Here is a 21,953-nt window from a genome sequence, read left to right on the forward strand (position 1 = left end):
CGCGGAGCGGGAAACGGAGGTGGCAGACTCGGAATCGGTCGCCGGGACGGACGCTTCGCTTGCTTTTAGCACGGTATCTACTCTAATCGAAAATTCGTTCGAACTTGTATTACATCGGTCACGGCGGACGGCACCTGCGGACAGTGAGCGTCCGCAATCGTCGGCTCCCCGGCCGGCGCCAGACGACGCCTGATGCCGCCTACTTGATGCCGTGGCGCTCCAACGCGGCCTTGGCGGCGGCGAGTGCTTCCTTGCCGCCGATCCCTTGACCGTGAACGGCGCGGGCGAATGCTTCGGCGGCATCGCCCAGTTGTTGCCGGGCCTTGCCGGCTCCGGCGCTGACCACGGTGCCGGCCCGGCCGTGGGTTTCCACCCGCCCGGCAGTTTCAAGCTCCCGGTAGGCGCGTGCCACGGTATTCGGGACCACACCCAGATGGTCGGCCAACCGCCTGACGGGCGGCAGCTTCGTGCCCACCGGGAGTTCGCCGGCATCGGCCGCTTCGATGATCCGCAGCCTCAACTGCTCGAAGAGCGGCACGGCGCTGTCGCGGTTCATCCGCCAGTCAAACTCGCTCGCTTCCATCGTCTGCGCCCGCTCCTCGTCGTGTCCCCAGCATCGCGCTGCCTGTCCGCTGCTACAACCAGAATGACATCCTGAGCCGTCCGGGTCGACTGTCGGTAGGCTGGGAAGCATGTTGCTTCACGAAGATCCTGCAGTCACCATCCGCGGTATTTCCGTTTCCGAGATGGACAACAACGTCTATCTGCTGACGGCCAAGGCTTCCGGCACCCAGGTGTTGATCGACGCCGCCGATGACTTTCCGGCCATCCAGCAACTGCTGCGCGAGGGCGCCGCGGATGCCGGGCGGCCGGCCGAGGTTGCCCTGATCGTGACCACGCACAGCCACTGGGACCATGTCCGGGCCCTGCCGGAGGCGGTGGCCGCTACCGGCGCCAAAACGGCGGCCGGGGTGGAGGATATTCCGCAGATCGAGGTGCGGACCGATGTTGCGCTCGAGCATCAGGACGTCGGCCGCTTCGACGGATTCTCGTTGGAAGCCATCAAGCTGCGCGGGCACACGCCGGGTTCCGTGGCGCTGCTCTACCGCGCACCCGAGGGCCCGCCGCACCTGTTCACCGGAGATTCCCTGTTTCCGGGCGGGCTGGGCAACACGCAGCAGGACCCGGAACGGTTTTCAACCCTCTTCAACGATGTGGCCGAACGGGTGTTCAACTACCTGCCCGACGACACGGTGGTCCATCCGGGCCATGGCGCCGGCACCACCCTCGGGGCGGAACGGCCCCATCTGGACGAGTGGAAATCGCGCGGCTGGTAGGGCGCATTCAACCCCGACAGACGTGGACGTTGGGGGGAATCCCGCCTGCCGGGGCTCTCTAATTCTAGCGCCGCGGGCTGCTTTCGCTCCCTTGCCACCCGAGGAAGGATGGCAGGCTGCCCCTGTCAGGCCAGGAAGGACGGCAGGCTGCGTTCCGCCGCGGAGTACGTGGCGGCGTCCGGGATCTGTCCCGCCATAAAGCGGTCCACGAGCCGCGGATCCACGTACGACTTGCGGGCGACGGCGGGCGTATTGCCCAGCCGCTCCGAGACGGCGTGCATGGCTGCGACCACGGCCTTGCGCCGTCCGGTGAGATTCGGCTTGCCGGTGTAGCCGGCCAGTGCCACGGCGGCCGTTACCGTTCCCTGCCACGTCCGGAAATCCTTGGCACTGAACTCCGGCCCGCAGAGTTCGTGGATAAACTCGTTCAACTCCGACGCGCCCAGCCCCGACCAGTCTCCGGTGCCGTTGCGGTAACCGATGGCCGGATCGTCGGCCTTCAGGGTCCGCACCGCCGCCAGCTGGACGGCGATATCCGGATCCTTCAGTTCCACGTCCCACTGCAGTCCGCTCTTCCCGGGAAAATGCAGCCGGACGGTATCTTCCCGCACCTGCACGTGGCGAACCAACAACGTCGTAACCCCGTAGGATCCGTTATCTTCGGCGTAGACTTCCGAACCGATCCGCAACGACGCGCTGTCCAGCAGGCGGAAGGCAACGGCACAGGCCACCGGGCGGGTTCGTTCGCCGGACCTCAGCAGCCTCGTCACCTTGCGGCGCGCGGTGGTCAGGGTGGCTCCGAACGCCAGGGAGCGGTCGAACTTTTCCCGATCCCTGAGTTCCCGCCAACGGGCATGGTAGATGTATTGCCGCCGCCCGGCGTCGTCGGTTCCCGCGGCCTGGATATGCCCGTTGGGTGCCGGGCAGATCCACACATCCGACCACGCCGGCGGGACCGCCAGCCCCTTGATCCTTCGGAGCTCGTCCCCGGCAGGCCTCGAACCGTCGGGGTTGCGGTAGGAAAACCCCGTCCCGTGGCGCCGGCGGGTGATGCCGGGTGCACGGACGTTGCTGCGCCTTAGCCTCAGACGGGCACCTCCATCTTGAATCCGCAGCTGCAGCGAAGGATTTCGACGTCGACCCGCACGGTCGGGAGCGGCCCGGTTTCCGGGGAGCCTGCATCCACGGGATCTACGATGGAGTGGTCGATGCGTTCCACCGGCTGCATGGGCTCCCCGCAGTGCATGTAGCCCTCGGCGCCGAAATCGATTCCGACGCTCTCGGATTCCGTGGCCGGCACCTTGAAGGTTTCGTGCCCGTAGTACGCGTCGCAGCGGCTGCACCAGTAGCTGACGTCCCATCGCGGCAGTGCGGGTGCCCCGGCCTGCGGCGGCAGCAGCGTTACGGCATCGAAGACCAGGTACTCGTCGGTGCTGCAGGCAGAGCACGAGGGATCGGGCAACGCGCTTCCCGGTTCCCGGTCCTGGCCGGCATGGGCACTTGAACTGTCATTGGCAATCATGATCGTCTGCCCTTCCAATCTGCAATCCAACTAATGATAAGTATACTGTTTGTAACCCATCATACTGAGGTTGGAAAAGCAGCATAAGCGCCGCGGCGGCGCCCCCGGAAGGGTGTACGGCCACCGCGGCACGGGCCGCTTGGATCAGCCGCCAGGGAAGCAGCCCCGGGCGGGGCTAACTGGTGCCGTCATACAGCGAGTCCGGCGGTTCGCCCCCGGGTTTGCCGTACAGGCCACGGACCCGCCGCTTGCTGGCCTGCAGCGCGTCCCTGCTGTCGCGCCGGTCCAGTTCGACCCGCAGCTCCTCCAAGCGGAACTCGGTCTCGGGGTCGGCCGCGCCGAACTGGATGCTTTCCCGCTCGAGCTGGCGCATGGCCCTGCCGTACAGTGCCAGCAGTTCGGGGTCGCCCAGGGGAGCCAGATCCATGGGAAATTCGTCGGCGGGTGACAGATGGCGGTGCCGCATCAGTTCCGCCCCAAACCGAGGAAACCCCCTGCATACCGACCGGCATCGGACCTGTCCATGCGCAGCCTCCAGATAGCCCGGGAGCCGATTCGGCTCCAACTGCTGCGAGCTTACAAGCGCTTCCCCCCTCCGGCAACGAATGACTGTATTATCCCGCCGGCGCGGTTAATTTTACGCCTTGGTCTTGACAGGCGGCAGCCCGGGATGCCGTGGGCATCCCGGGCACCCGTCCGCCGGGGCGGCGGGATGATCATTCGTCGTAGCGTTCTTCCCGGATGGTTCCGAACGGGACCTCCTCGGTCGCCATGGCTTGCACTTCGTTGGGGAGGAAGCGGACCAGCACGCCGCGATCGCCTTCGGCGGCCGATTGCTTCAGCACCGGCAAAATCGCGTCGGCCTGGGTCGGCTCACATCCGGCCAGATACTTGGCATACGCCTCCGGCAACTGCTCCGACATCATGGCCGCCGGGATCAGTAGGAGATGAACTCGACCAGTTCACCCACCCGGTCTTCCGGATAGTTGCGGGCGACGTCGGCCTGGCTGAGTATTCCGACCAGGTCGTGTCCATCGATGACCGGCAGCCGGCGCACCTGATGGTCCTGCATGGTTCTGATGGCCTCTTCGATGCTGTCGTCCGCGCCGATGGTCACCGGCTTGCCTTGGCCCAGTTCGCCCGCTTTCACCTCGCGCGGGTCCCGCCCGTCGGCCAGGCACTTGATCACAATGTCGCGGTCGGTGACCATGCCCTTGAGCCTGTTGTCCTCACCGCAAATGGGCAACGACCCCACGTCGAGGTCGCGCATTTTTTGCGCGGCCAGCTCCAGCGTCTCGTTCTCGCCAATGCATTCAACACCACCGGTCATGATTTCCCTTGCGGTTGTCACGGATATCAGTCCCTTCAGGTAGTTCGAGCCGCTTCGCGCACCGTCCGGCCAGCGGAGACGAGCACGCCAAGCTGATTTATAAGGTTACTTACAATTACCACAGGGTGCGGGGGAATTGAAGGGCGGTTGGCGCCTCCCCCGCCCTGACGTCGGATTTGCGCCCATCCCCTTGGCCGCCGGCCCGCGCTTTAAGCCACGGAGCCCCCGTGAACCAGCGGCTCACGGGGGCTCAGTGACAAAGGAACCGGATCAGCGCCTGGCGCCGCCTTCGGTGTCGTCGGCAACACGGTCGGCGTCCTCGTTCAGGTGGGCCTTGGCGTCGGCGATCTTGTCCTTGGCCTCGCCCTCGACCTGCTGGCCCTTGCCCTTCAGCTGCTGGGACTTGTCATCCCTCGCCTCGCCGACGGCTTCGTTGACCTTGCCGGTCACCTTGTCCTTCGCAGCATCGAACTTGTCGCCCATACCCATATCAGCACCTCTTTCGGTTCAGGTTTTCCTACAGGTCCAGCCAGAGTATCGCGCCGCGGGCCAAGTAGAAAGCTTGCTGACCTTCGGGCCGGTTCGCCCGGGGCCGACCCTTCGCGCTTCCGGATCCTTGCGGGAGGGCAGGCCGCTATCCGGCTGTACGACCCGATGCACGACAGCGTAGGGTGGCATCACGATCAGCATACTGACCATACCGGCCGCTCCCCGGCCACGCCTTCCACTCCAGTGGAGCACCAACGGTGCCGGCGGAGCCTTCGCAGCGGCCGTTAGAAGGGAGCCAGACATGACGGATCAGTACACCTTCCAGAATCCGGTAGACCGTTTTCCCAGCATCTCGCCGCCCAAACAGAGCCAGCCGGAGCCCGGGCTGGACAAAGAGCTGGAGCCCGAGACCGACCGCGGCGAAGAGTCGTACCGCGGCACCGGCCGGCTGACCGGCCGCAAGGCCCTGATCACGGGAGCAGACTCCGGCATCGGCGCCGCCGTCGCCATCGGGTTCGCCCGCGAGGGAGCCGACGTCGCCCTCTCCTACCTTCCGGCGGAGGAATCCGATGCCCGGCACGTCGCTTCGGTCATCGAGCAGGATGGCCGGAAGGCGGTGCTGCTTCCGGGCGATATTTCCGATGCCGAGGCGTCCCGCGAGCTGGTCGCCAAGGCGGTGGAACAGTTGGGCGGGCTGGACATCCTGGTCAACAACGCAGGGCGCCAAATCGCCGTCGAGAAAATCGAAGACATCAGCGACGAACAGTTCGAGGACACGTTCCGCACGAATGTCTTTGCCATGTTTTGGATCACCAAGGCCGCCGTGCCGCACATGCCGCCGGGCTCGACGATCATCAACACGACCTCGGTCCAGGCCTACAATCCCTCGCCGGTCCTGCTGGACTATGCCTCCACCAAGGCGGCCATCAACAACTTCACCAAGGGTCTTGCGCAGCAGTTGGCAAGCCGCGGCATCCGGGTCAACGCCGTGGCCCCCGGCCCCTTCTGGACCCCGTTGCAGGTCAGCGCGGGACAGCCGAAGGAAAAGCTGCCGGAGTTTGGCAAGAACGTTCCCCTCGGCCGCGCCGGGCAGCCCACAGAACTGGCGCCGGCCTACGTCTATCTGGCCTCGCCGGAGTCGAGCTACGTTTCCGGCGAGACGCTGAACGTCAACGGCGGAACGCCCACGCCGTAGAAGCAAAACGCCCCGCCTTCGAGGGACCGCCCTGCGCCACCCGCCGGGCCGCGGGGCGGTCGTCCGGAGGAAAGCGGAGAACAGAAGACTCAGTCGAGCTTGCGTCCCACCGCGAAGATCCGGCGGAATCCGAACACGGTTCCGTGCTCGCCGGCCGGATAGGCGTCGCGCAGCAGCGTGGCGTACTCGGACTCGAACTTGGCCGCTTCTGCCGCCGGCAGGGCGGCCAGGACGGGGCGCAAGCCGGTCCCCCTGACCCACTCCAGCACCGGATCCGGCCCCTGGAGCAACTGCTGGTAGGTCGTTTCCCAGACGTCGGCGTCACATCCTTCGTCCCGTAGCAACATGAGGTAGTCCTCGGGTTCGGAAACCGCGTCCTCGTGGCGAAGCACCCCGTCCAGCCTGCGATGCCACCGCGGCGAGCCGGCGAGCGCCCGCATGAGCGCGTGCGACGGCGCGGCGAAGTTGCCGGGTACCTGCACGGCGAGCCAACTGCCGGGCTTCATGGCGCGCAGCCAGGAACGCATGAGGTCCTGGTGCCCGGGCACCCACTGCAGCGCGGCGTTGGACACCAGCACATCCAGTCCCGCCGGAGGGGTCCAGCTCCGGATATCCCCGGCCGCGAACGATAACCTGGCCGAGGTGTGCCGCTGCTGCGCCTGCCGGATCATCTCGGGCGAGGAATCCACTCCGGTGACGCTGGCGGCGGGCCAGCGGTCGGCGAGCGCCGCCGTCAGGCCGCCCGGGCCGCAGCCCAGATCCACCACCACTGCGGGGTCGTCGGCGGCGATCCTTCCGGTCAGGTCAAAAAACGGCCGGTCGCGGTGGCCGGCGAATTCCACATACTTCTGCGGGTCCCAGTGCATGGGCAGTACGTTACGCCACGCCCCCGCCGGGGCGGCGCACCGCCGGGTGCCCGCATGGCGCGGCGCGACCACCGCATAAGCTGGAAACAACATGAATCTTCTCCAGCTCCTGCCGGGTACCGGCACTGCCTCAGATCCCGACGACGTCTACACCTGGTTCACCGAGTGGGTCGAATCCCGTGGAATGTCGCTCTACCCTGCCCAGGACGAAGCCGTCATGGAGCTGGTCACCGGCAACAACGTCATCCTGGCTACCCCCACCGGGTCGGGGAAGTCGTTGGTCGCGATCGCGGCCCACTTCCACGCCATGTCCGCCGGGACCGTCAGCTATTACACGGCACCCATCAAGGCGCTCGTGTCGGAGAAGTTCTTCGCCCTGTGCGACATCTTCGGCCCGGAGAACGTCGGCATGGTCACCGGCGACTCGTCGGTCAACCAGGACGCCCCGATCATCTGCTGCACCGCCGAGATACTGGCCAACATCGCGTTGCGCGAGGGCTCCGCCGCGGACCTTGGCACGGTGGTCATGGACGAGTTCCACTACTACTCCGACCCGCAGCGCGGCTGGGCCTGGCAGGTGCCGCTGCTGGAACTGCCGCAGGCGCAGTTCCTGCTGATGTCCGCGACGCTGGGCGACGTGACCCGGTTCGAGAAGGAACTCACCGACCTCACCGGCAGGGCGACGGTCACCGTCAGTTCGGCCGAACGCCCCATTCCGCTGCATTACTACTATGTGCAGACCAGCGTGCAGGAGTCGCTGGAGGAACTGCTCTCCACTAGGCAGGTACCCGTCTACGTGGTGCACTTCAGCCAGCTGGAAGCCATCGAGCGTGCACAGAACCTCATGAGCATCAACGTCTGCACCCGGGAGGAGAAGGACCGCATCGCGGAACTGATCTCGGGTTTCCGGTTCGCGGCCGGCTTCGGCAAGACCCTCAACCGCCTGGTCCGGCACGGCATTGGCGTCCACCACGCGGGCATGCTGCCCAAGTACCGCCGGCTCGTGGAGCAGTTGGCGCAGGCCGGGCTGCTGAAGGTCATCTGCGGCACCGACACCCTGGGGGTGGGCATCAACGTGCCCATCCGCACCGTGCTGCTGACCGCCTTGAGCAAGTACGACGGCGTGCGCACCCGCCTGCTCAACGCGCGCGAATTCCATCAGATCGCCGGCCGCGCGGGCCGGGCCGGCTATGACACGGCGGGCACCGTCGTCGTGCAGGCCCCGGAACACGTGGTGGAGAACACCAAGGCGATGGCCAAGGCCGTGGCCAAGTTCGGCGACGACCAGAAAAAACTTCGCCAGGTGGTCAAGAAGAAGCCGCCGACCGGCTTCGTGAGCTGGGGCGAACCGACCTTCCACAAACTCGTGGAGAGCGACCCCGAACCGCTGACGTCCAGCTTCACCATCAGCCACGCGATGCTGCTGAACATTCTCGAGCGACCCGGCGACCCGTTCGCCGCCGCCAAACGGCTGCTGACACGCAACCACGAAACACGCGCGTCCCAGCTAAAGCTGATCAAGAAGGCACTGGGCATTTACCGGGAGCTGGTGGTTTCCGGCCTGGTGGAACGCCTGGACGCGCCGGACGAGCACGGGCACCTCGTCCGGCTGAAGGTGGAGCTGCAGCCGAATTTCGCGCTGAACCAACCGCTTTCCCCGTTCGCCGTGGCCAGTCTGGACCTGCTGGACCCCGAGGACGGCGGCTATGCACTGGACGTGGTCTCCATCATCGAGGCCACGCTGGAGAAGCCCCGCCAGATCCTGTCCGCGCAGGAGAAGAAGGCACGCGGCGAAGCCGTGGCTGCGATGAAGGCCGACGGCATCGAATACGACCAGCGGATGGCCCTGCTGGACGAGGTCACCTACCCGCAGCCGCTGTCCGAGCTGCTCGAGACCGCCTTCGAGACCTACCGCCACGGTGCGCCCTGGCTGGGCGATTTTGAACTGGCGCCGAAGTCGGTGATCCGTGACATGTACGAACGGGCGATGAACTTCGGCGAGTTCGTGCAGTTCTACGGGTTGGCCCGCAGCGAGGGCATAGTGCTCCGCTACCTGACCGACGGCTACAAGGCACTGCGGCAGACCGTGCCGGCCGAGGCCCTGCGCGAGGATCTGGCCGACATCATCGCCTGGCTGGGCGAGCTGGTGCGGCAGGTCGACTCCAGCCTGCTGGACGAGTGGGAAGAACTGGCCGCGGGCAAGGGCGCCGCGGATCTTGCGGCCGAGCACGCCGCCGAGTCGGTGTTCACGCAGGAGCCGCCGAAGCTGACGGACAACATCCGGGCCTTCCGCGTGATGGTGCGCAACGAGTTGTTCCGCCGCGTGGAACTGTTCGCCGAGGAGCAGGAAGAGGAACTCGGTGCCCTGGATGCCGATGCGGGCTGGGACGCCGACCGCTGGGCGGACGCGATGGACGCCTACTACGAGGAGTACGACGACCTCGGCATCGGGCCCGATGCGCGCGGACCGGCGCTGCTGATCATCGAGGAGCAGCCGGCCGTCTGGAAGGTGCGGCAGATCTTCGATGACCCGGCCGGCAACCGGGACTGGGGCATCAGCGCCGAGGTGGACCTTGCCGCCAGCAACGAGACGGGAGCGGCCGCGATCCGGATTCTCGACGTCGGACCGGCCGGCGGCTGAGGCCGGAGGGTCGGCCCGGGCCGGCCGGCGGCTTCCGCTTGCAGGCGGTTGGCGGCGACCCTAGGGTGGTAAGCACACTTACCTTCCGCGGGGCGCGGCCTGCGCTCCCCCGGGCGGCGCGACAGGGGGACAAGCGTGAAAGCACTGACTTGGCAAGGCAAACGGAAGCTGAGCGTCGAGCAGGTTCCGGACCCGGTGCTGCGGGAACCCACGGACGCCATCATCAGGGTCACCTCCACCGCCATCTGCGGATCCGATCTGCACCTCTACGAGCTGTTTGGCCCGTTCCTGTCGCCCGGCGACGTCCTGGGCCATGAACCCATGGGGATCGTCGAGGAGACCGGCAGCGCCGTGCCGGGGCTCAAGCCCGGCGACCGGGTGGTGGTCCCCTTCAACATCGCGTGCGGTCGCTGCCACATGTGCAGCCGGGGGTTGCAGTCGCAGTGCGAAACCACGCAGGTCAAGGACAAGGGTTCAGGTGCCGCACTGTTCGGCTACACCGAGCTCTACGGCTCGGTTCCGGGCGGGCAGGCCGAGTTCCTGCGCGTCCCACACGCGGACTACGGCCCCATCAAGATCGAGGACAGCCAGGCGCCGGACGAGCAATACCTGTTCCTCTCCGACATCCTCCCGACCGCGTGGCAGGCGGTGGCCTACGCCCAGGTTCCCGACGGCGGCACGCTGGCGGTTTTCGGGCTCGGGCCGGTCGGCCAGTTCGCCGCCCGCATTGGCCGCCATCTGGGCCACCGCGTGATCGGGATCGACCTCGTTCCGGAGCGGCTGGAAATGGCCCACAGGCACGGCATCGAGACCCTGATGTGGGGACCAAAGATCGCCGACGAACTGCGCGACGCGACCCAGGGCCGCGGTCCGGAGTCGGTGGTCGACGCCGTCGGCATGGAGGCGCACGGCGCGACCGCGGCGGCCACCGCACAATTCGCCGTCGGACTCCTCCCCGACCCCGTGGCCAGGAAGCTGATGTCAACGGCGGGCCTGGACCGCCTCTCCGTCCTGCACGCCGCGATCGACGCCGTAGCCCGCGGCGGCACCATCTCGCTGTCCGGCGTCTACTCCGGCCAGGCCGACCCCATGCCGATGCTGACGCTCTTCGACAAGCAGGTCACGCTGCGGATGGGCCAGTGCAACGTCCGGCGCTGGATCGACGATGTGCTGCCGCTGGCGGCTGATCCGGAGGATCCGCTCGGCGTCGGCGACCTGGTCACGCACACGGCCCCGCTGGATCAGGCCCCGGAGATGTACGAGAAATTCCAGAAGAAGGACGACGGCTGCATCAAGGTGGTGCTCAAGCCGTAGCGCCCGCTCCGGGACGCTAGGCTTTTGTCATGTCTGTGATCCGCCCGGCCGACGAAGCCGACGTCCCCGTTATCCTCGACCTGATCCGCGACCTGGCCGTGTACGAGAAGGAACCGGACGCGGTCAAAACCACGCCCGAACAGCTGCGGCACGCCCTGTTTTCCTCCCGGCCGTCGGTCTTCGCGCACGTGGCGGAAGACGACGGCGGTGTGCAGGGTTTCGCCCTCTGGTTCCGGAACTTTTCCACGTGGGAGGGTGTGCACGGCATCTATTTGGAGGACCTGTATGTACGGCCCGAGGCCCGCGGACGGGGGTACGGCAAGGCCCTGCTGCAGACGTTGGCCAGCCACGCGGTGGCGTCCGGGTACGCCCGGGTGGAGTGGGCGGTACTGAACTGGAACCGCCCGTCCATCGACTTCTACCGCAGCCTCGGCGCCCGGCCGCAGGAGGAATGGTCGACGTTCCGGCTGGCCGGCGACGCCCTCGCTTCGTTCGGCTCGGGCGCCGGCCGGGTGCACCCGTGACCGGACACCGGGTGACCGGAACGCACCGCATCCGCGGCATGCGGACGGCCGGGTATTTCTTTGACGTGCCGCTCGACCATGCGGATCCGGACGGCGAAACCCTCGAGATCTTCGCCCGCGAGTATTCATCCCTGGAACACGACGACGGCGCCGCGGCGCGTCTGCCGTGGCTGCTGTTCCTGCAAGGCGGGCCCGGCGGCCGAGGCAACCGGGTGACGTCGTTGTCCGGCTGGATGAAGGAGGCGGCCAAGACGTTCCGCATCCTCATGCTGGACCAGCGCGGCACCGGCCTCTCCTCCCCCGTGAACCGGCAGACGCTGCCGTTGCGCGGCGACGCGGCGGCGCAGGCGGCCTTCCTGGCCCATTTCCGTGCGGACTCGATCGTGCGCGACGCCGAACTGATCCGGCAGGAGCTCGGCAGCGGACCGTGGAGCATCTTCGGGCAGAGCTACGGCGGCTTCTGTGTGCTGACCTACCTCTCCCTCGCACCCGAGGGGCTGCGGGAAGTGTTGATCACCGGCGGCCTGGCCCCGCTGGCGGGAGGAGCCGAGCAGGTCTACCGGGCCACGTTTCCCCGGGTGGAAGCACGCAACCGGGAATACTTCGCCCGCTACCCGGAAGACCGGGCCCGGGTCACCGCCGTCGCACGACACCTGGAATCGGTGCCCGAATACCTGCCGTCCGGCGAGCGACTGACCACCGGCCGGTTTCAGATGGCCGGGTCGTTTTTGGGCGGCAACACCCGGATCGACGCCCTGCACTACCTGCTGGAGGACGCCTTCGTCCCGACGCCGTCCGGCCGGCGGCTCTCGGATACCTTCCTTGAGCAGGTCTCCGCGCTGGCGGGCCGTGCTTCCAACCCCCTCTATGCCCTGATGCACGAATCCATCTATGCCCAGGGCGAAGCGACCGGGTGGGCGGCGTGGCGCGTGCTCCGGGAGTTCCCGCAGTTCGCCCCGGAGGCGGACGAGCCGCTGCTCACCGGCGAGATGGTCTATCCCTGGTACTTCGAGCAGGACCCGGCCCTGGTGCCGCTGCGGGAGGTGGCCGAGCTGCTGGCGGCGAAGTCGGACTGGCCGGCGCTCTACGACGCCGACCGGCTGGCCGGGAACGACGTCCCCGCCGCCGCGGCCGTCTATCGCGACGACATTTACGTGGAGCGCGGCCTGTCCCTGGAAACGGCCGCGCGGGTGAAGGGGCTGCAGGTCTGGGAAACCGGTGAGTTCCATCACGACGGCATTGCGGACGACGGCGAGGCCGTCTTCCGGCGCCTGCTCGGCATGGTCCGGGGCTGACTGCCGTCCCTCACGGCCCGGCAAACGTGCCCGAATGCGCTTTCACCCCGTGGCTCACGATGGGCTCCTGTCGCCAGCACCCACGCCTGCCGGGATGCCCCGGCTGCGGGCGGCGAAAGCCATCGCCAGCAAGACGCAGGCAACGACGGCGGCCGCCGCGTTCAGGCCGCCGAACCCCAGGGCGGACAGCAGCGGGCCGGACAGGGCTGCCCCCATGGCCCCGGCGGCGCCCATCAGCGTGTCGGACAGGCCTTGGGCCGGCACGCGGCCGGACTCCGGCACGGACTCGGCCAACAGCGTGGAGCCGGCAATCACCGAGGCCGACCACCCCAGGCCCAGCAACACCAGACCGGCACCCACCAGCCACGTGTCCTGCTGTCCCAACCCGGCCAGCGCCGTCGCGGTCAGGAGGACCAGTTGCCCGGCCGCGATGGTGCGGGTTCGTCCCAGCCGGTCGGTCAGCCAGCCCATCAGCGGCGAGAGTGCGTACATGCCGGCCAGGTGCAGCGAGATCGTGAAGCCGATGATGGCGAACGTGTCTGTCTGGCTGTGCTGGTGCCCGCCGGCATGGTCCAGCGCCTGCAGGTGCACGGGCGTCATGGACATCACCGCTACCATCACCAGCTGGGCGCCCACCACGGACGCCAATCCTAGCGCGGCCATGGGATGGTGCCGGATCGCCGCCACGCCCGTCCGCAGGGTTCCGCGGCGGTTGACCGGCAGGGCTTCCGGGCCGCCGCGTGCGCGCGCATAGCCCAACGGGTCCGGCCGCAGGCCCACCAGCAGCAGCACGGCGCCGATGGCCATGCCCGCCATCGAGAACAGGAATGGTCCGGAGGATTCGGGCAAGCCGATCGCGGCGCCCAATTCGGCGCCCGGCCGGATCAGGTTAGGGCCGGTCACGGCACCGACCGTGATGGACCAGACCACGAAGGCCAGGTCCCGGCCGCGATGCTGTGGCACGGCCAGGTCCACCGCCGCGAAACGGGCCTGCAGGTTGGCTGCGTTGCCGACCCCTAAGAGGGCCGACCCGGCCAGCAGCACGGCAAAGGACCCGGTTACAGGTGCCAGCGCCATCAACGCCGAACCCAGCAGGGCCAGCAGCAGACCGGTGACCAGCGCCCGCCGGCGTCCGGAACGGGCGGCGACACCGGCCAACGGCAGCGCCGCCAGCGCGCCCGCCAGTGCTATCGCCATCGTGGACGTTCCCGCCAGGGCCTCGCTGCCGGTGAGCTCCACGGCCAGCAGCGAGCCGATGGCCAGCCCGGCGCCGTGGCCCAAGCCGCTGAACAGCTGGGCCAGGGACAGGGAAACAACGACGCGGCGCTGAACGGCCCTCGTGCGAGGGTCTGCGTTCAGCGCCGCGTCTGGTTGCTGGGTCACACGCCGATCCTAGTCGACCTGCAACCGGTTAAACCGCCGTTACTCGGTGTCGGACTTGGCGCGCTCGGCCTCCGACTGGACGCGCTCAGCGTTGGACCGGGCCGGCTCGGCGTCGGCCCGGGCGGCCTCGCTGTCGGCCCTTGCGCGCTCGGCGTCCTTCGCCAGCCGCGCATCGATTGCTGCCTGACGGCCGGCCGGGCTGAGCAGGCTGGCCACCGTGGCGACCACCAGGGTGCCGATGATCACTCCGAGCGACAGCTGGGTGCTGATCTCCGGGACCCACTCGACGTGCTGGCCGCCGTTGATGAACGGCAACTCGTTCTCGTGCAGCGCGTGGAAGATCAGCTTCACGCCGATGAAGGCCAGGATGACCGACAGCCCGTGCTTGAGGTAGACCAGGCGGTCCATCAGGCCGCCCAGCAGGAAGTACAGCTGGCGCAGGCCCATCAGCGCGAAGATGTTCGCCGTGAAGACGATGAACGCGCTCTGGGTGAGGCCGAAGATCGCCGGGATGGAGTCAACCGCGAACAACAGGTCGGTCATGCCGATGGTGATGAAAACCATGACCATGGGGGTGAACAGGCGCTTGCCGTCGACCGTGGTGCGCAGCTTGTTGCCGTCGTAGTGCTCGCTGACCGGCAGCTTCTTGGTCAGCCGGGAAATCAGCCCGGACTCGGAGCCCTCTTCCTCGTCCTCGCCCGAGTCTGTTGCCTGCTTCCAGGCGGTCCAGAGCAAAAATGCCCCGAAGATGTAGAAGACCCAGCTGAACTGGGCGATCAGCGTCGCGCCCAGCAGGATGAAGATGCCCCGCAGGATCAGCGCGATGATGATGCCGAACATCAGCACTTCCTGCTGGTACTTCCTCGGCACGGAGAACCTGGCCATGATGATGATGAAGACAAACAGGTTGTCCACGCTGAGGCTGTACTCGGTGATCCAGCCCGCCACGAATTCCTGGCCGTAGTCGGGGCCGGCCTGCCAGAACAGCATGCCCGCAAAGATCAGCGCCAGGGTGACGTAGAAACCGACCCAGAGGCCGGCTTCCTTCATGGACGGCTCGTGCGGCCGCTTGACCACGTACAGCAGGTCGAACAGCAGGATGGCGCCCAGGACCACGAAGGACGTGATCTCAAAGGACAGCGATAATTGGTCCGACACGGAACCTTGCCTTTCACAGAAGATGCCGCGCGGGTGCTGTGCGCGGGTGCGAGTGTTCGCCGCAAGTCTCTCCGCCTGCCGCTCTGCGGCCAGGCCACTGCGCCCGGCGGGGCGTCGATGCCCCGCGTGTTGACGTCCACAGTGTTCGGGATACTCCCCTACGCTCGGTCAAGTGTAGCGCAGGAGCGCCCGACGACGGCGGGCGCGCACCGCCGTCGTCGTTTCACCGCCGGAAGTCCGGGCGGCAGCTGCCGAGCGCCTAGGCGTGGCCCGCGGCGCGCATCTGCCGCAGGTCCTTCTTCAGGTCCGAGACCTCGTCGCGCAGCCGGGCAGCCAGCTCAAACTGCAGCTCTGCCGCGGCGGCGTGCATCTGCTCCGTCATCTGGGCGATCAGCTCGCCCAAATCCTCGGCTGGTGCCGCGGCCAGACCGTCGCGGCGGATCTTGTCCTTGGGCACGGCGGCGGACAACCCCCGCTTGCCCTTGCCGTAGTCGAACTCCTTGAGCAGTTGCTGGGTGTCGGCGTCCTCGCGGGCCAGCTGGTCGGTGATGTCGGCGATCCGCTTCCGCAGCGGCTGCGGGTCCACCCCGTGTTTCTTGTTGTGCGCGACCTGGATCTCCCGGCGGCGGTTCGTTTCCTCGATCGCCTTGGCCATGGAGTCGGTGATCTTGTCCGCGTACATGTGCACCTGCCCCGATACGTTTCGGGCGGCACGGCCGATGGTCTGGATCAGCGAGGTGCTGCTGCGCAGGAAGCCTTCCTTGTCCGCGTCCAGGATGGCGACCAGCGAGACCTCCGGCAGGTCCAGGCCCTCGCGCAGCAGGTTGATGCCCACCAGCACGTCGAACGTGCCCATCCGCAGCTCGCGGAGCAGTTCGACCCGGCGAAGGGTGTCCACGTCGGAGTGCAGGTACTGGACCTTCACGCCGTGCTCGTTCAGGTAGTCGGTGAGATCCTCGGCCATCCGCTTGGTCAACGTGGTGACCAGGACGCGTTCGTTGCGTTCCACGCGCGCATTGATCTCGCCCAGCAGGTCGTCGATCTGGCCCTTGGTCGGCTTGATGATCACCTCGGGGTCCACCAGGCCCGTGGGCCGGATAATCTGCTGGACATAGCCGTCGGACTTGGACAGCTCGTACTTGCCCGGCGTTGCCGAAAGGTAGACCGTCTGGCCGATCCGCTCCAAAAACTCGTCCCACTTCAGCGGCCGGTTGTCCATCGCGGACGGCAGGCGGAAACCGTAGTCCACCAGACTGCGCTTGCGGGACATGTCGCCCTCGTACATCGCGCCGATCTGCGGCACGGTCACATGCGATTCGTCGATCACCAGCAGGAAGTCGTCCGGGAAGTAATCCAGCAGGCAGTGCGGCGCGGTGCCCGGACCGCGGCCGTCGATATGTCGCGAGTAGTTCTCGATGCCGTTGCAGAACCCCATCTGCTGCATCATTTCGAGGTCATAGGTGGTGCGCATCCGCAGCCGCTGCGCCTCCACCAGCTTGTTCTGCGACTCGAGGACCTGCAGCCGGTCGCGCAGTTCGTCCTCGATGTCCCTGATTGCCCGGCTCATCCGGTCCTCACCGGCCACATAGTGCGACGCCGGGAAGACGTACATTTCAGTCTCTTCGCGGATGATCTCCCCGGTAACGGGATGCAGCGTCTGGATGTTCTCGATTTCGTCCCCGAAGAACTCGATCCGGACGGCCAGTTCCTCGTACATCGGAATGATCTCCACGGTATCGCCCCGGACCCGGAACGTGCCCCGGTGGAAGTCGATGTCGTTACGGGCATATTGCATGGCGACGAACCGGCGCAGCATGTCGTCCCGGTTCATTTCCGCGCCCTTACGGAGCGTGACCATGCCCGAGATGTACTCTTCCGGCGTGCCCAGACCGTAGATGCAGGACACGGTGGCCACCACGATGACGTCGCGCCGGGTCAGCAGCGCGTTGGTGGCAGAGTGGCGCAAACGTTCGACTTCCTCATTGATGGAGGAGTCCTTCTCGATGAAGGTATCCGTCTGTGCCACGTAGGCTTCCGGCTGGTAGTAGTCGTAGTAGGAAACGAAGTACTCCACGGCATTGTTCGGCAGCAGTTCGCGGAACTCGTTGGCGAGCTGGGCGGCCAGGGTCTTGTTCTGCACCAGCACCAGGGTGGGCCGCTGGACCTTTTCCACCAGCCAGGCGGTGGTCGCGGACTTGCCGGTGCCGGTGGCGCCGAGCAGCACAATGTCCTTCTCGCCCGCCTGGATCCGTTGGGTCAGTTCCGCGATGGCGGCCGGCTGGTCGCCGGCCGGCTGGAATTCGCTGACCACTTCGAAGGGCGCCACAACGCGTTTGATGTCCTGCGCAAGACTCATGAGGTTAACGGTAGACCCGATTGCGGTCAGCGTGGGTCCGGAATCGCTCTGGGCCTAACCCGGGCAGCGGATCGGCCCGCCCCTTGCCCCCTGACCATTGCCCGGTACCCGCCGCGTGCGGTAAATCTGTGGGTGCAGCCGACGACGAACGGAAGGCACGCCATGGACCTCGTCCGGACCTATCCCGAGGGTGTGACGTCGTGGATCGACGTCGAACACCGCGACCTGGAGGCGGCCAAGGACTTCTATGGCGGGATCTTTGGCTGGACCTTCGCCGATGCCACTCCGCCGGGGGCATCTCCGCGCTATGTGATCGCCAGGCTCGACGGCCGGGACGTTGCCGGTCTTGGCGAGGGCACTGCGGGCGCCACCCCCGCGTGGAACACGTACGTCGCCGTCCTGGACTCGGAGGCGGCGGCGGACCGGATCCGCTCCGCGGGCGGTCAGGTGCTCTCCGGCCCGGCCGATGCCGGTGACGGCGGCCGGGCGACGTTGTGCGCGGATCCGGCGGGCGTCCCGTTCCGGCTCTGGCAGGCGCGGAACCGGCCGGGCGCCCAGGCGGTGAATATGCCGGGCGCGTGGAACTTCAGCGACCTGCACGCGGCCGATCCCGCCGCAGCGTCGGCCTTCTACGGCAAGGTCTTCGGGTGGCACTTCGACGACGTCGGTTTCGGCAGCATGATTCGCGTCCCCGGCTACGGCGACCACCTGCAGGCGACCAGTGATCCCGGCATCCGCGAGCGCCAGTCGGGCATCAACGTCCCGCCGGGATTCGCGGATGCCATCGGGTGGCTCACGGGCCTGCAGCCCGGCGAGACGGCACACTGGCACGTGGCATTCACGGTCGCCGACCGCGACGAGACCGCCGCCGAGGCTGAACGCCGGGGCGGGACGGTGCTTGGCCAAACCACGTCCGACTGGACCCGGGATGCCCTGATCCGGGACCCGCAGGGCGCCGTGTTCACCGCCAGCCAGTTCGCCCCGTCCGCGGGGTGAGGCCGGCGCCGCTAGCTGCCGACGGCGGGCGGTTTCCACCCGGTGTCCCGGGCCCATTCGTTCATCTGCGGATCGGCCGTCCGGCTGAACCAGTCGTCCTTCGCACGTGCGTAGCCGCCGGTGGAGGGGTCGGACGCATGCAGGCTGGCGAGCCGACGCTTCTCGGCCAGATAGGCCGCAGCCGCGCGGGGGTTGGCCCGCAGCCAGTCGCGGAACAGCAGGGCGTAGCGCCACCCCGGGGAACCTGCTGCCCGGATGTGGACGTTGACGGCGCGGCCCGGGTCGGCGTTGCCGTGCAGTCTTTTCTGCCAGTCCCCGGGCTCCGGGTGCTGTGGTCTCGGGGTGTCGCGCCAGGTGCCGGGCCAGCGCGGGAAGCCGGCGGCCGCGAGTGCGTCCGCGGCGGAGTCGGCGTCGTCCAGGCTGCCCACGGTCACCTGCAGGTCCAGCACGTCCTTGGCCGGCAGCCCCGGAACGGCGGTCGAACCAACATGGTCGACGGCAAGGATGCGCGGGTCGGTGCGGCTGATCCGCGCCGCGAGCAGGGCTGCCTGCGTGGGCCAGTGTGGCTGGGGGTCGAGCAGGACCGGCGGGCCTGTGCGCGGAGCCAGCCGCCCGGCCAAGAGGTTGCGGTTGAAGGGCATCAGGCGTTCCGCCCAGAGCGCGTCCAGCGCCGCTGACAATTCCTCCCGGCTGCCGTTGTTTTCCAGCACGACGTCGGCGGCGGCCCGGCGTTCGGCCGCCGAGGCCTGGGCGGCGATGCGGGAGCGGGCGTCGGTTTCGCTCATGCCGCGGTCCTCCACCATGCGCCGCAGCCGCTCGGCTTCGGGTGCATCGATCACCAGCACCAGGTGGAAGGAGGGGCTCTGCCCGGTTTCCACCAGCAGCGGGATGTCCTGCACCAGGATGGCGCCCTCGCCCGCCGCCGCCGCGCGCGCGGCAGCGGTGGCGCGGACCAGCGGGTGCACGATCCCGTTCAGGCGCTCGCGGTGTGCGGGATCGTTGAAGACCAGGGCACCGAGCGCCGGACGGTCAAGCCGGCCGTCGGCCGTGAGGATTCCGGGGCCGAACGCGTCGACGACGGCGCGCAGGCCGTCGGTGCCGGGCTCTACCACTTCCCGGGCGATGGCATCGGCGTCGATGAGGGTGGCGCCGAGCTCGGCCAGCCGCCGGGCAGCCAGCGATTTTCCGGCGGCGATGCCTCCGGTGAGTCCGATTCTGAGCACGGCCTTAGTTTAGCCAGCACGCGGACTGGCAACGCGCCACCGCGCGCCCAACGTGCTGCGGGCGGTCCGGGCACCGGCCCGCCGTCGTCCTGCCTCCGCACCGGCCCGCCGTCGTCCTGCCTCCGCGGGCCTCGGTGCCCTGCCTCCCCCGGGCTTTGGTGCCCGGGCCCGCTACTCCTCGTGCCCTTGGTCTGCGCTCATCTGGTCTTCGGCGGGCGGCGTTTCTCCGGGCGGAACGCCACCGCCGGGTTCCAGTCCGGTGATGTTCTGGCTCTCGGGATCGGGGTTGGCCGAGTCGCCTTGGTCGGCCGAGACCCGGCCTTCGTTGACGCCCTCAGGTGCGGCCGGGCCGTGGCCCTTTCCGCCTGAAACACGGGGGTCGAATTCCGGTTGGTTTTTCGCCATGGTTCCGCCGTTCGTTGCGCTTTCCGGCCGCACCGCGGGCGCGGCCCTGTGCACCCACACTAGGCACGCGTGGGCCCCCCGGACAAGGGACCCGGGCGGGCGCACTAGGCTGGATCCTATGGTTCCCCCGTCCCCCAACAGCAGCTACACCACCGTGGCCGGCGAGCACCGGCACGAGATCGAAATCAAACGCTCGAGGTTCATCACGGTGCTGCGGCGGGTGGAAACTGAGCAAGAGGCCCGCGGCCTGGTCGCGGAGCTGCGCCGCGAATTCCACGACGCCCGGCACCACTGCAGTGCCTTCCTGCTGGGCCCGGACCGGGGCGCCCAGCGCTCCAACGACGACGGCGAGCCCGCCGGCACGGCCGGGGCGCCCATGCTGGAGGCCCTGCTCAAACGCGAGACGGCGCCCGGGGTGGCGGACCTCAGCGACGTCGCGGCCGTCGTCGTCCGCTATTTCGGGGGCATCCTGCTGGGAGCCGGAGGACTGGTGCGGGCCTATTCGGAGTCGGTGTCGCAGGCCGTGGCGGCCGTGCCGCTGGTCCGGCGGCGCCGGATGCGCCTGTTCGCGGTGCCGGCGGCGCATGCCCACGCCGGGCGTTTGGAAAATGACCTGCGCGCGGCGGGCACTGTGGTGCTTGGCAGCGAGTACGGTGCCGACGGGGTCCGGATCAGCCTGGCGGTTGATGACGAGCCGGCGGTCATTTCCCGGTTCGAGGAGCAGCTTGCCGCGCTGACCTCGGGTGGTTCGGGCGCGGACCCGCTGGGCACGAAATGGGTGGATCTTGACTGAGCGGCCCGCGTTCGATTATTCCGGGCTCCGGCGCTGGCCGGATGTGGAGGCTGACAACCTTTTCGCCTACGACGCGGCGGACAGGTTGCTCCTGGACACCGCCGCGGCCCTGTTGGACGGCGTGGACGGCAGCCGGATCACGGTCGTCAACGACCACTACGGGGCGCTGACACTGGCCCTCGCGGCAGCCGGCAAGCAGGGCATGCGCGTGGTCCAGGATCCGCTCAGTTCCGAGCGGGCCCTGGCCAACAACGCCGCGCGGATGGGACTGGCAGGCTACCGGAATGTCCTGCTGGAACCGGCGGCGTTCGACGACGCACTGCTCGTGCTGCTGCAGTTGCCCCGCGCGCTGGATGCGCTGGAGGAGATCGCCGGCTGTATCGCGGCGGCCGCCTCGCCGGGCGTCACCGTACTGGCGGGCGGGCGCGTCAAGCACATGACCACCGCGATGAATTCCGTGCTCGGCGCCTCCTTCTCTTCCGTGACCGCGGGGCTGGCGCGGCAGAAGGCACGCGTGCTCACGGCCACGGGTCCGCTGCCGGCGACGGGCGGGCGCTTTCCCCTCGCGGAAGAGCACGACGTCGGGCTGCCGGTTCCGCTGCGGCTGCTTGCCTTCGGCGGCACCTTCGGCGGGCCCAAGCTGGATCCCGGTACACGGTTCCTGCTGCCCTTGTTGGCGGGCGCCCGGCGGGCGGACCGCGCCGTCGATCTCGGTTGCGGCAACGGATCCATCGCCGCCTATCTGGCCCTCTCACGCCCGGGCATGCGGGTGCTTGCAACTGACCAGTCGGCCTCCGCCGTCGCGTCGGCACGTGCAACGGCGGAAGCAAACGCCGTGGCGGACCGCGTGCAGGTTTGCCGGGACGATGCGCTGTCCACCCTGCCGGCGGCCTCCGAGCAGCTGGTAGTGCTCAACCCGCCGTTCCACATTGGCAACGCCGTGCACGCGGGCATCGCGCTGAAGCTCTTCGCCGACGCCGGGCGGGTGCTGGGGCCGGCCGGGGAACTCTGGACTGTCTGGAACAGCCACCTGGCCTACAAGCCGGCGCTGAACCGGCTCGTGGGTCCCACCCGGCAGGTGGCGAGGAACTCCAAGTTCACGGTCACCGTCAGCACACGGCGCTGA

General features: G+C 68.0%; 22 protein-coding genes. 9 read left to right on the forward strand and 13 right to left on the reverse strand.

Annotation, left to right across the window (positions count from 1 at the left end; genetic code table 11):
* Positions 1-199 precede the first annotated feature (199 nt).
* The gene (locus AC5RTY_RS06945) at positions 200-583 is read right to left on the reverse strand and encodes a GntR family transcriptional regulator (protein WP_493978542.1); all 384 of its coding nucleotides are present in this window, start codon (positions 581-583) and stop codon (positions 200-202) included.
* A 109-nt stretch (positions 584-692) separates the two neighbouring features.
* Here AC5RTY_RS06945 and AC5RTY_RS06950 point away from each other — a divergent pair, with 109 nt between their 5' ends.
* The gene (locus AC5RTY_RS06950; protein WP_493999632.1) at positions 693-1,337 is read left to right on the forward strand and encodes an MBL fold metallo-hydrolase; all 645 of its coding nucleotides are present in this window, start codon (positions 693-695) and stop codon (positions 1,335-1,337) included.
* A gap of 125 nt (positions 1,338-1,462) precedes the next feature.
* On the opposite strand, the gene AC5RTY_RS06955 is transcribed toward AC5RTY_RS06950, so the two are convergent.
* The 6 genes from AC5RTY_RS06955 to AC5RTY_RS06980 all read right to left on the reverse strand — a co-directional run bounded on the left by AC5RTY_RS06955 (position 1,463) and on the right by AC5RTY_RS06980 (position 4,678).
* Positions 1,463-2,458 carry a DNA topoisomerase IB gene (locus tag AC5RTY_RS06955; RefSeq protein ID WP_494139347.1) on the reverse strand — a complete coding sequence of 332 codons (996 nt, stop codon included), beginning with the start codon at positions 2,456-2,458 and terminating at the stop codon, positions 1,463-1,465.
* The gene (locus AC5RTY_RS06960) at positions 2,422-2,877 is read right to left on the reverse strand and encodes a hypothetical protein (protein ID WP_494109216.1); all 456 of its coding nucleotides are present in this window, start codon (positions 2,875-2,877) and stop codon (positions 2,422-2,424) included. The genes AC5RTY_RS06955 and AC5RTY_RS06960 overlap by 37 nt, the downstream gene beginning before the upstream one ends.
* A gap of 157 nt (positions 2,878-3,034) precedes the next feature.
* On the reverse strand, positions 3,035-3,286 hold the full coding sequence (locus tag AC5RTY_RS06965; protein ID WP_493999630.1) for a hypothetical protein: 252 nt from the start codon (positions 3,284-3,286) through the stop codon (positions 3,035-3,037).
* Positions 3,287-3,575: 289 nt separating this feature from the next.
* Complete coding sequence (locus tag AC5RTY_RS06970) at positions 3,576-3,785, reverse strand: hypothetical protein (protein WP_494013917.1); 210 nt, start codon at positions 3,783-3,785, stop codon at positions 3,576-3,578.
* A gap of 11 nt (positions 3,786-3,796) precedes the next feature.
* Positions 3,797-4,210, reverse strand: coding sequence for a CBS domain-containing protein (locus AC5RTY_RS06975; protein WP_494013916.1), 414 nt, complete (start codon positions 4,208-4,210; stop codon positions 3,797-3,799).
* Positions 4,211-4,459: 249 nt separating this feature from the next.
* Complete coding sequence (locus tag AC5RTY_RS06980) at positions 4,460-4,678, reverse strand: CsbD family protein (RefSeq protein ID WP_493999627.1); 219 nt, start codon at positions 4,676-4,678, stop codon at positions 4,460-4,462.
* Between the two features lie 301 nt (positions 4,679-4,979).
* Between AC5RTY_RS06980 and AC5RTY_RS06985 the strand changes: the two genes are divergently transcribed.
* Positions 4,980-5,873 carry a glucose 1-dehydrogenase gene (locus AC5RTY_RS06985; protein WP_493999626.1) on the forward strand — a complete coding sequence of 298 codons (894 nt, stop codon included), beginning with the start codon at positions 4,980-4,982 and terminating at the stop codon, positions 5,871-5,873.
* A gap of 89 nt (positions 5,874-5,962) precedes the next feature.
* Here AC5RTY_RS06985 and AC5RTY_RS06990 read toward each other — a convergent pair whose 3' ends face one another.
* A complete protein-coding gene (locus tag AC5RTY_RS06990; RefSeq protein WP_494139273.1) occupies positions 5,963-6,739 on the reverse strand; it encodes a trans-aconitate 2-methyltransferase in 777 nt (258 codons plus the stop codon).
* A gap of 91 nt (positions 6,740-6,830) precedes the next feature.
* On the opposite strand from AC5RTY_RS06990, the gene AC5RTY_RS06995 reads away from it, so the two are divergent.
* The 4 genes from AC5RTY_RS06995 (at position 6,831) to AC5RTY_RS07010 (ending at position 12,513) form a co-directional block, all read left to right on the forward strand.
* The gene (locus tag AC5RTY_RS06995; protein ID WP_494139274.1) at positions 6,831-9,380 is read left to right on the forward strand and encodes a DEAD/DEAH box helicase; all 2,550 of its coding nucleotides are present in this window, start codon (positions 6,831-6,833) and stop codon (positions 9,378-9,380) included.
* A gap of 135 nt (positions 9,381-9,515) precedes the next feature.
* A complete protein-coding gene (locus AC5RTY_RS07000) occupies positions 9,516-10,694 on the forward strand; it encodes a zinc-dependent alcohol dehydrogenase (protein ID WP_494139275.1) in 1,179 nt (392 codons plus the stop codon).
* A gap of 29 nt (positions 10,695-10,723) precedes the next feature.
* Positions 10,724-11,218 carry a GNAT family N-acetyltransferase gene (locus tag AC5RTY_RS07005; RefSeq protein ID WP_494139276.1) on the forward strand — a complete coding sequence of 165 codons (495 nt, stop codon included), beginning with the start codon at positions 10,724-10,726 and terminating at the stop codon, positions 11,216-11,218.
* 38 nt (positions 11,219-11,256) lie between these two features.
* Positions 11,257-12,513, forward strand: coding sequence for an alpha/beta fold hydrolase (locus AC5RTY_RS07010; RefSeq protein WP_494139348.1), 1,257 nt, complete (start codon positions 11,257-11,259; stop codon positions 12,511-12,513).
* Positions 12,514-12,567: 54 nt separating this feature from the next.
* On the opposite strand, the gene AC5RTY_RS07015 is transcribed toward AC5RTY_RS07010, so the two are convergent.
* The 3 genes from AC5RTY_RS07015 to uvrB all read right to left on the reverse strand — a co-directional run bounded on the left by AC5RTY_RS07015 (position 12,568) and on the right by uvrB (position 17,410).
* Positions 12,568-13,896: an MFS transporter gene (locus AC5RTY_RS07015; RefSeq protein WP_494139277.1), complete on the reverse strand. Its 1,329-nt coding sequence runs from the start codon at positions 13,894-13,896 to the stop codon at positions 12,568-12,570.
* Positions 13,897-13,935: 39 nt separating this feature from the next.
* Positions 13,936-15,054, reverse strand: a complete 1,119-nt coding sequence (locus AC5RTY_RS07020) for a TerC family protein (protein ID WP_494013909.1) — start codon at positions 15,052-15,054, stop codon at positions 13,936-13,938.
* A gap of 259 nt (positions 15,055-15,313) precedes the next feature.
* Positions 15,314-17,410 carry an excinuclease ABC subunit UvrB gene (gene uvrB, locus AC5RTY_RS07025; protein ID WP_494139278.1) on the reverse strand — a complete coding sequence of 699 codons (2,097 nt, stop codon included), beginning with the start codon at positions 17,408-17,410 and terminating at the stop codon, positions 15,314-15,316.
* A gap of 162 nt (positions 17,411-17,572) precedes the next feature.
* On the opposite strand from uvrB, the gene AC5RTY_RS07030 reads away from it, so the two are divergent.
* The gene (locus AC5RTY_RS07030; RefSeq protein ID WP_494139279.1) at positions 17,573-18,406 is read left to right on the forward strand and encodes a VOC family protein; all 834 of its coding nucleotides are present in this window, start codon (positions 17,573-17,575) and stop codon (positions 18,404-18,406) included.
* An 11-nt stretch (positions 18,407-18,417) separates the two neighbouring features.
* Here the strand turns inward: AC5RTY_RS07030 and coaE are convergent, their stop codons facing one another.
* The gene (gene coaE, locus AC5RTY_RS07035) at positions 18,418-19,629 is read right to left on the reverse strand and encodes a dephospho-CoA kinase (protein WP_494139280.1); all 1,212 of its coding nucleotides are present in this window, start codon (positions 19,627-19,629) and stop codon (positions 18,418-18,420) included.
* A 171-nt stretch (positions 19,630-19,800) separates the two neighbouring features.
* Entirely contained in the window at positions 19,801-20,034 is a 234-nt protein-coding gene (locus AC5RTY_RS07040) for a DUF6480 family protein (protein ID WP_493999616.1), read from the reverse strand.
* 118 nt (positions 20,035-20,152) lie between these two features.
* Between AC5RTY_RS07040 and AC5RTY_RS07045 the strand changes: the two genes are divergently transcribed.
* Entirely contained in the window at positions 20,153-20,827 is a 675-nt protein-coding gene (locus tag AC5RTY_RS07045) for an IMPACT family protein (RefSeq protein ID WP_494139281.1), read from the forward strand.
* A complete protein-coding gene (locus AC5RTY_RS07050; protein ID WP_494139282.1) occupies positions 20,820-21,953 on the forward strand; it encodes a class I SAM-dependent methyltransferase in 1,134 nt (377 codons plus the stop codon). Before AC5RTY_RS07045 ends, AC5RTY_RS07050 begins: the two co-directional genes overlap by 8 nt.

This window comes from Arthrobacter sp. Y3224055 (genome assembly GCF_059090825.1).

Coding starts and splice junctions, on each gene's coding strand:
- AC5RTY_RS06945 (WP_493978542.1), bottom strand. CDS start 583: ATGGAAGCGAGCGAGTTTGACTGGCGGATGAACCGCGACAGCGCCGTG.
- AC5RTY_RS06950 (WP_493999632.1), top strand. CDS start 693: ATGTTGCTTCACGAAGATCCTGCAGTCACCATCCGCGGTATTTCCGTT.
- AC5RTY_RS06965 (WP_493999630.1), bottom strand. CDS start 3,286: ATGGATCTGGCTCCCCTGGGCGACCCCGAACTGCTGGCACTGTACGGC.
- AC5RTY_RS06970 (WP_494013917.1), bottom strand. CDS start 3,785: ATGATGTCGGAGCAGTTGCCGGAGGCGTATGCCAAGTATCTGGCCGGA.
- AC5RTY_RS06980 (WP_493999627.1), bottom strand. CDS start 4,678: ATGGGTATGGGCGACAAGTTCGATGCTGCGAAGGACAAGGTGACCGGC.
- AC5RTY_RS06985 (WP_493999626.1), top strand. CDS start 4,980: ATGACGGATCAGTACACCTTCCAGAATCCGGTAGACCGTTTTCCCAGC.
- AC5RTY_RS06990 (WP_494139273.1), bottom strand. CDS start 6,739: ATGCACTGGGACCCGCAGAAGTATGTGGAATTCGCCGGCCACCGCGAC.
- AC5RTY_RS06995 (WP_494139274.1), top strand. CDS start 6,831: ATGAATCTTCTCCAGCTCCTGCCGGGTACCGGCACTGCCTCAGATCCC.
- AC5RTY_RS07005 (WP_494139276.1), top strand. CDS start 10,724: ATGTCTGTGATCCGCCCGGCCGACGAAGCCGACGTCCCCGTTATCCTC.
- AC5RTY_RS07010 (WP_494139348.1), top strand. CDS start 11,257: ATGCGGACGGCCGGGTATTTCTTTGACGTGCCGCTCGACCATGCGGAT.
- uvrB (WP_494139278.1), bottom strand. CDS start 17,410: ATGAGTCTTGCGCAGGACATCAAACGCGTTGTGGCGCCCTTCGAAGTG.
- AC5RTY_RS07030 (WP_494139279.1), top strand. CDS start 17,573: ATGGACCTCGTCCGGACCTATCCCGAGGGTGTGACGTCGTGGATCGAC.
- AC5RTY_RS07040 (WP_493999616.1), bottom strand. CDS start 20,034: ATGGCGAAAAACCAACCGGAATTCGACCCCCGTGTTTCAGGCGGAAAG.
- AC5RTY_RS07045 (WP_494139281.1), top strand. CDS start 20,153: ATGGTTCCCCCGTCCCCCAACAGCAGCTACACCACCGTGGCCGGCGAG.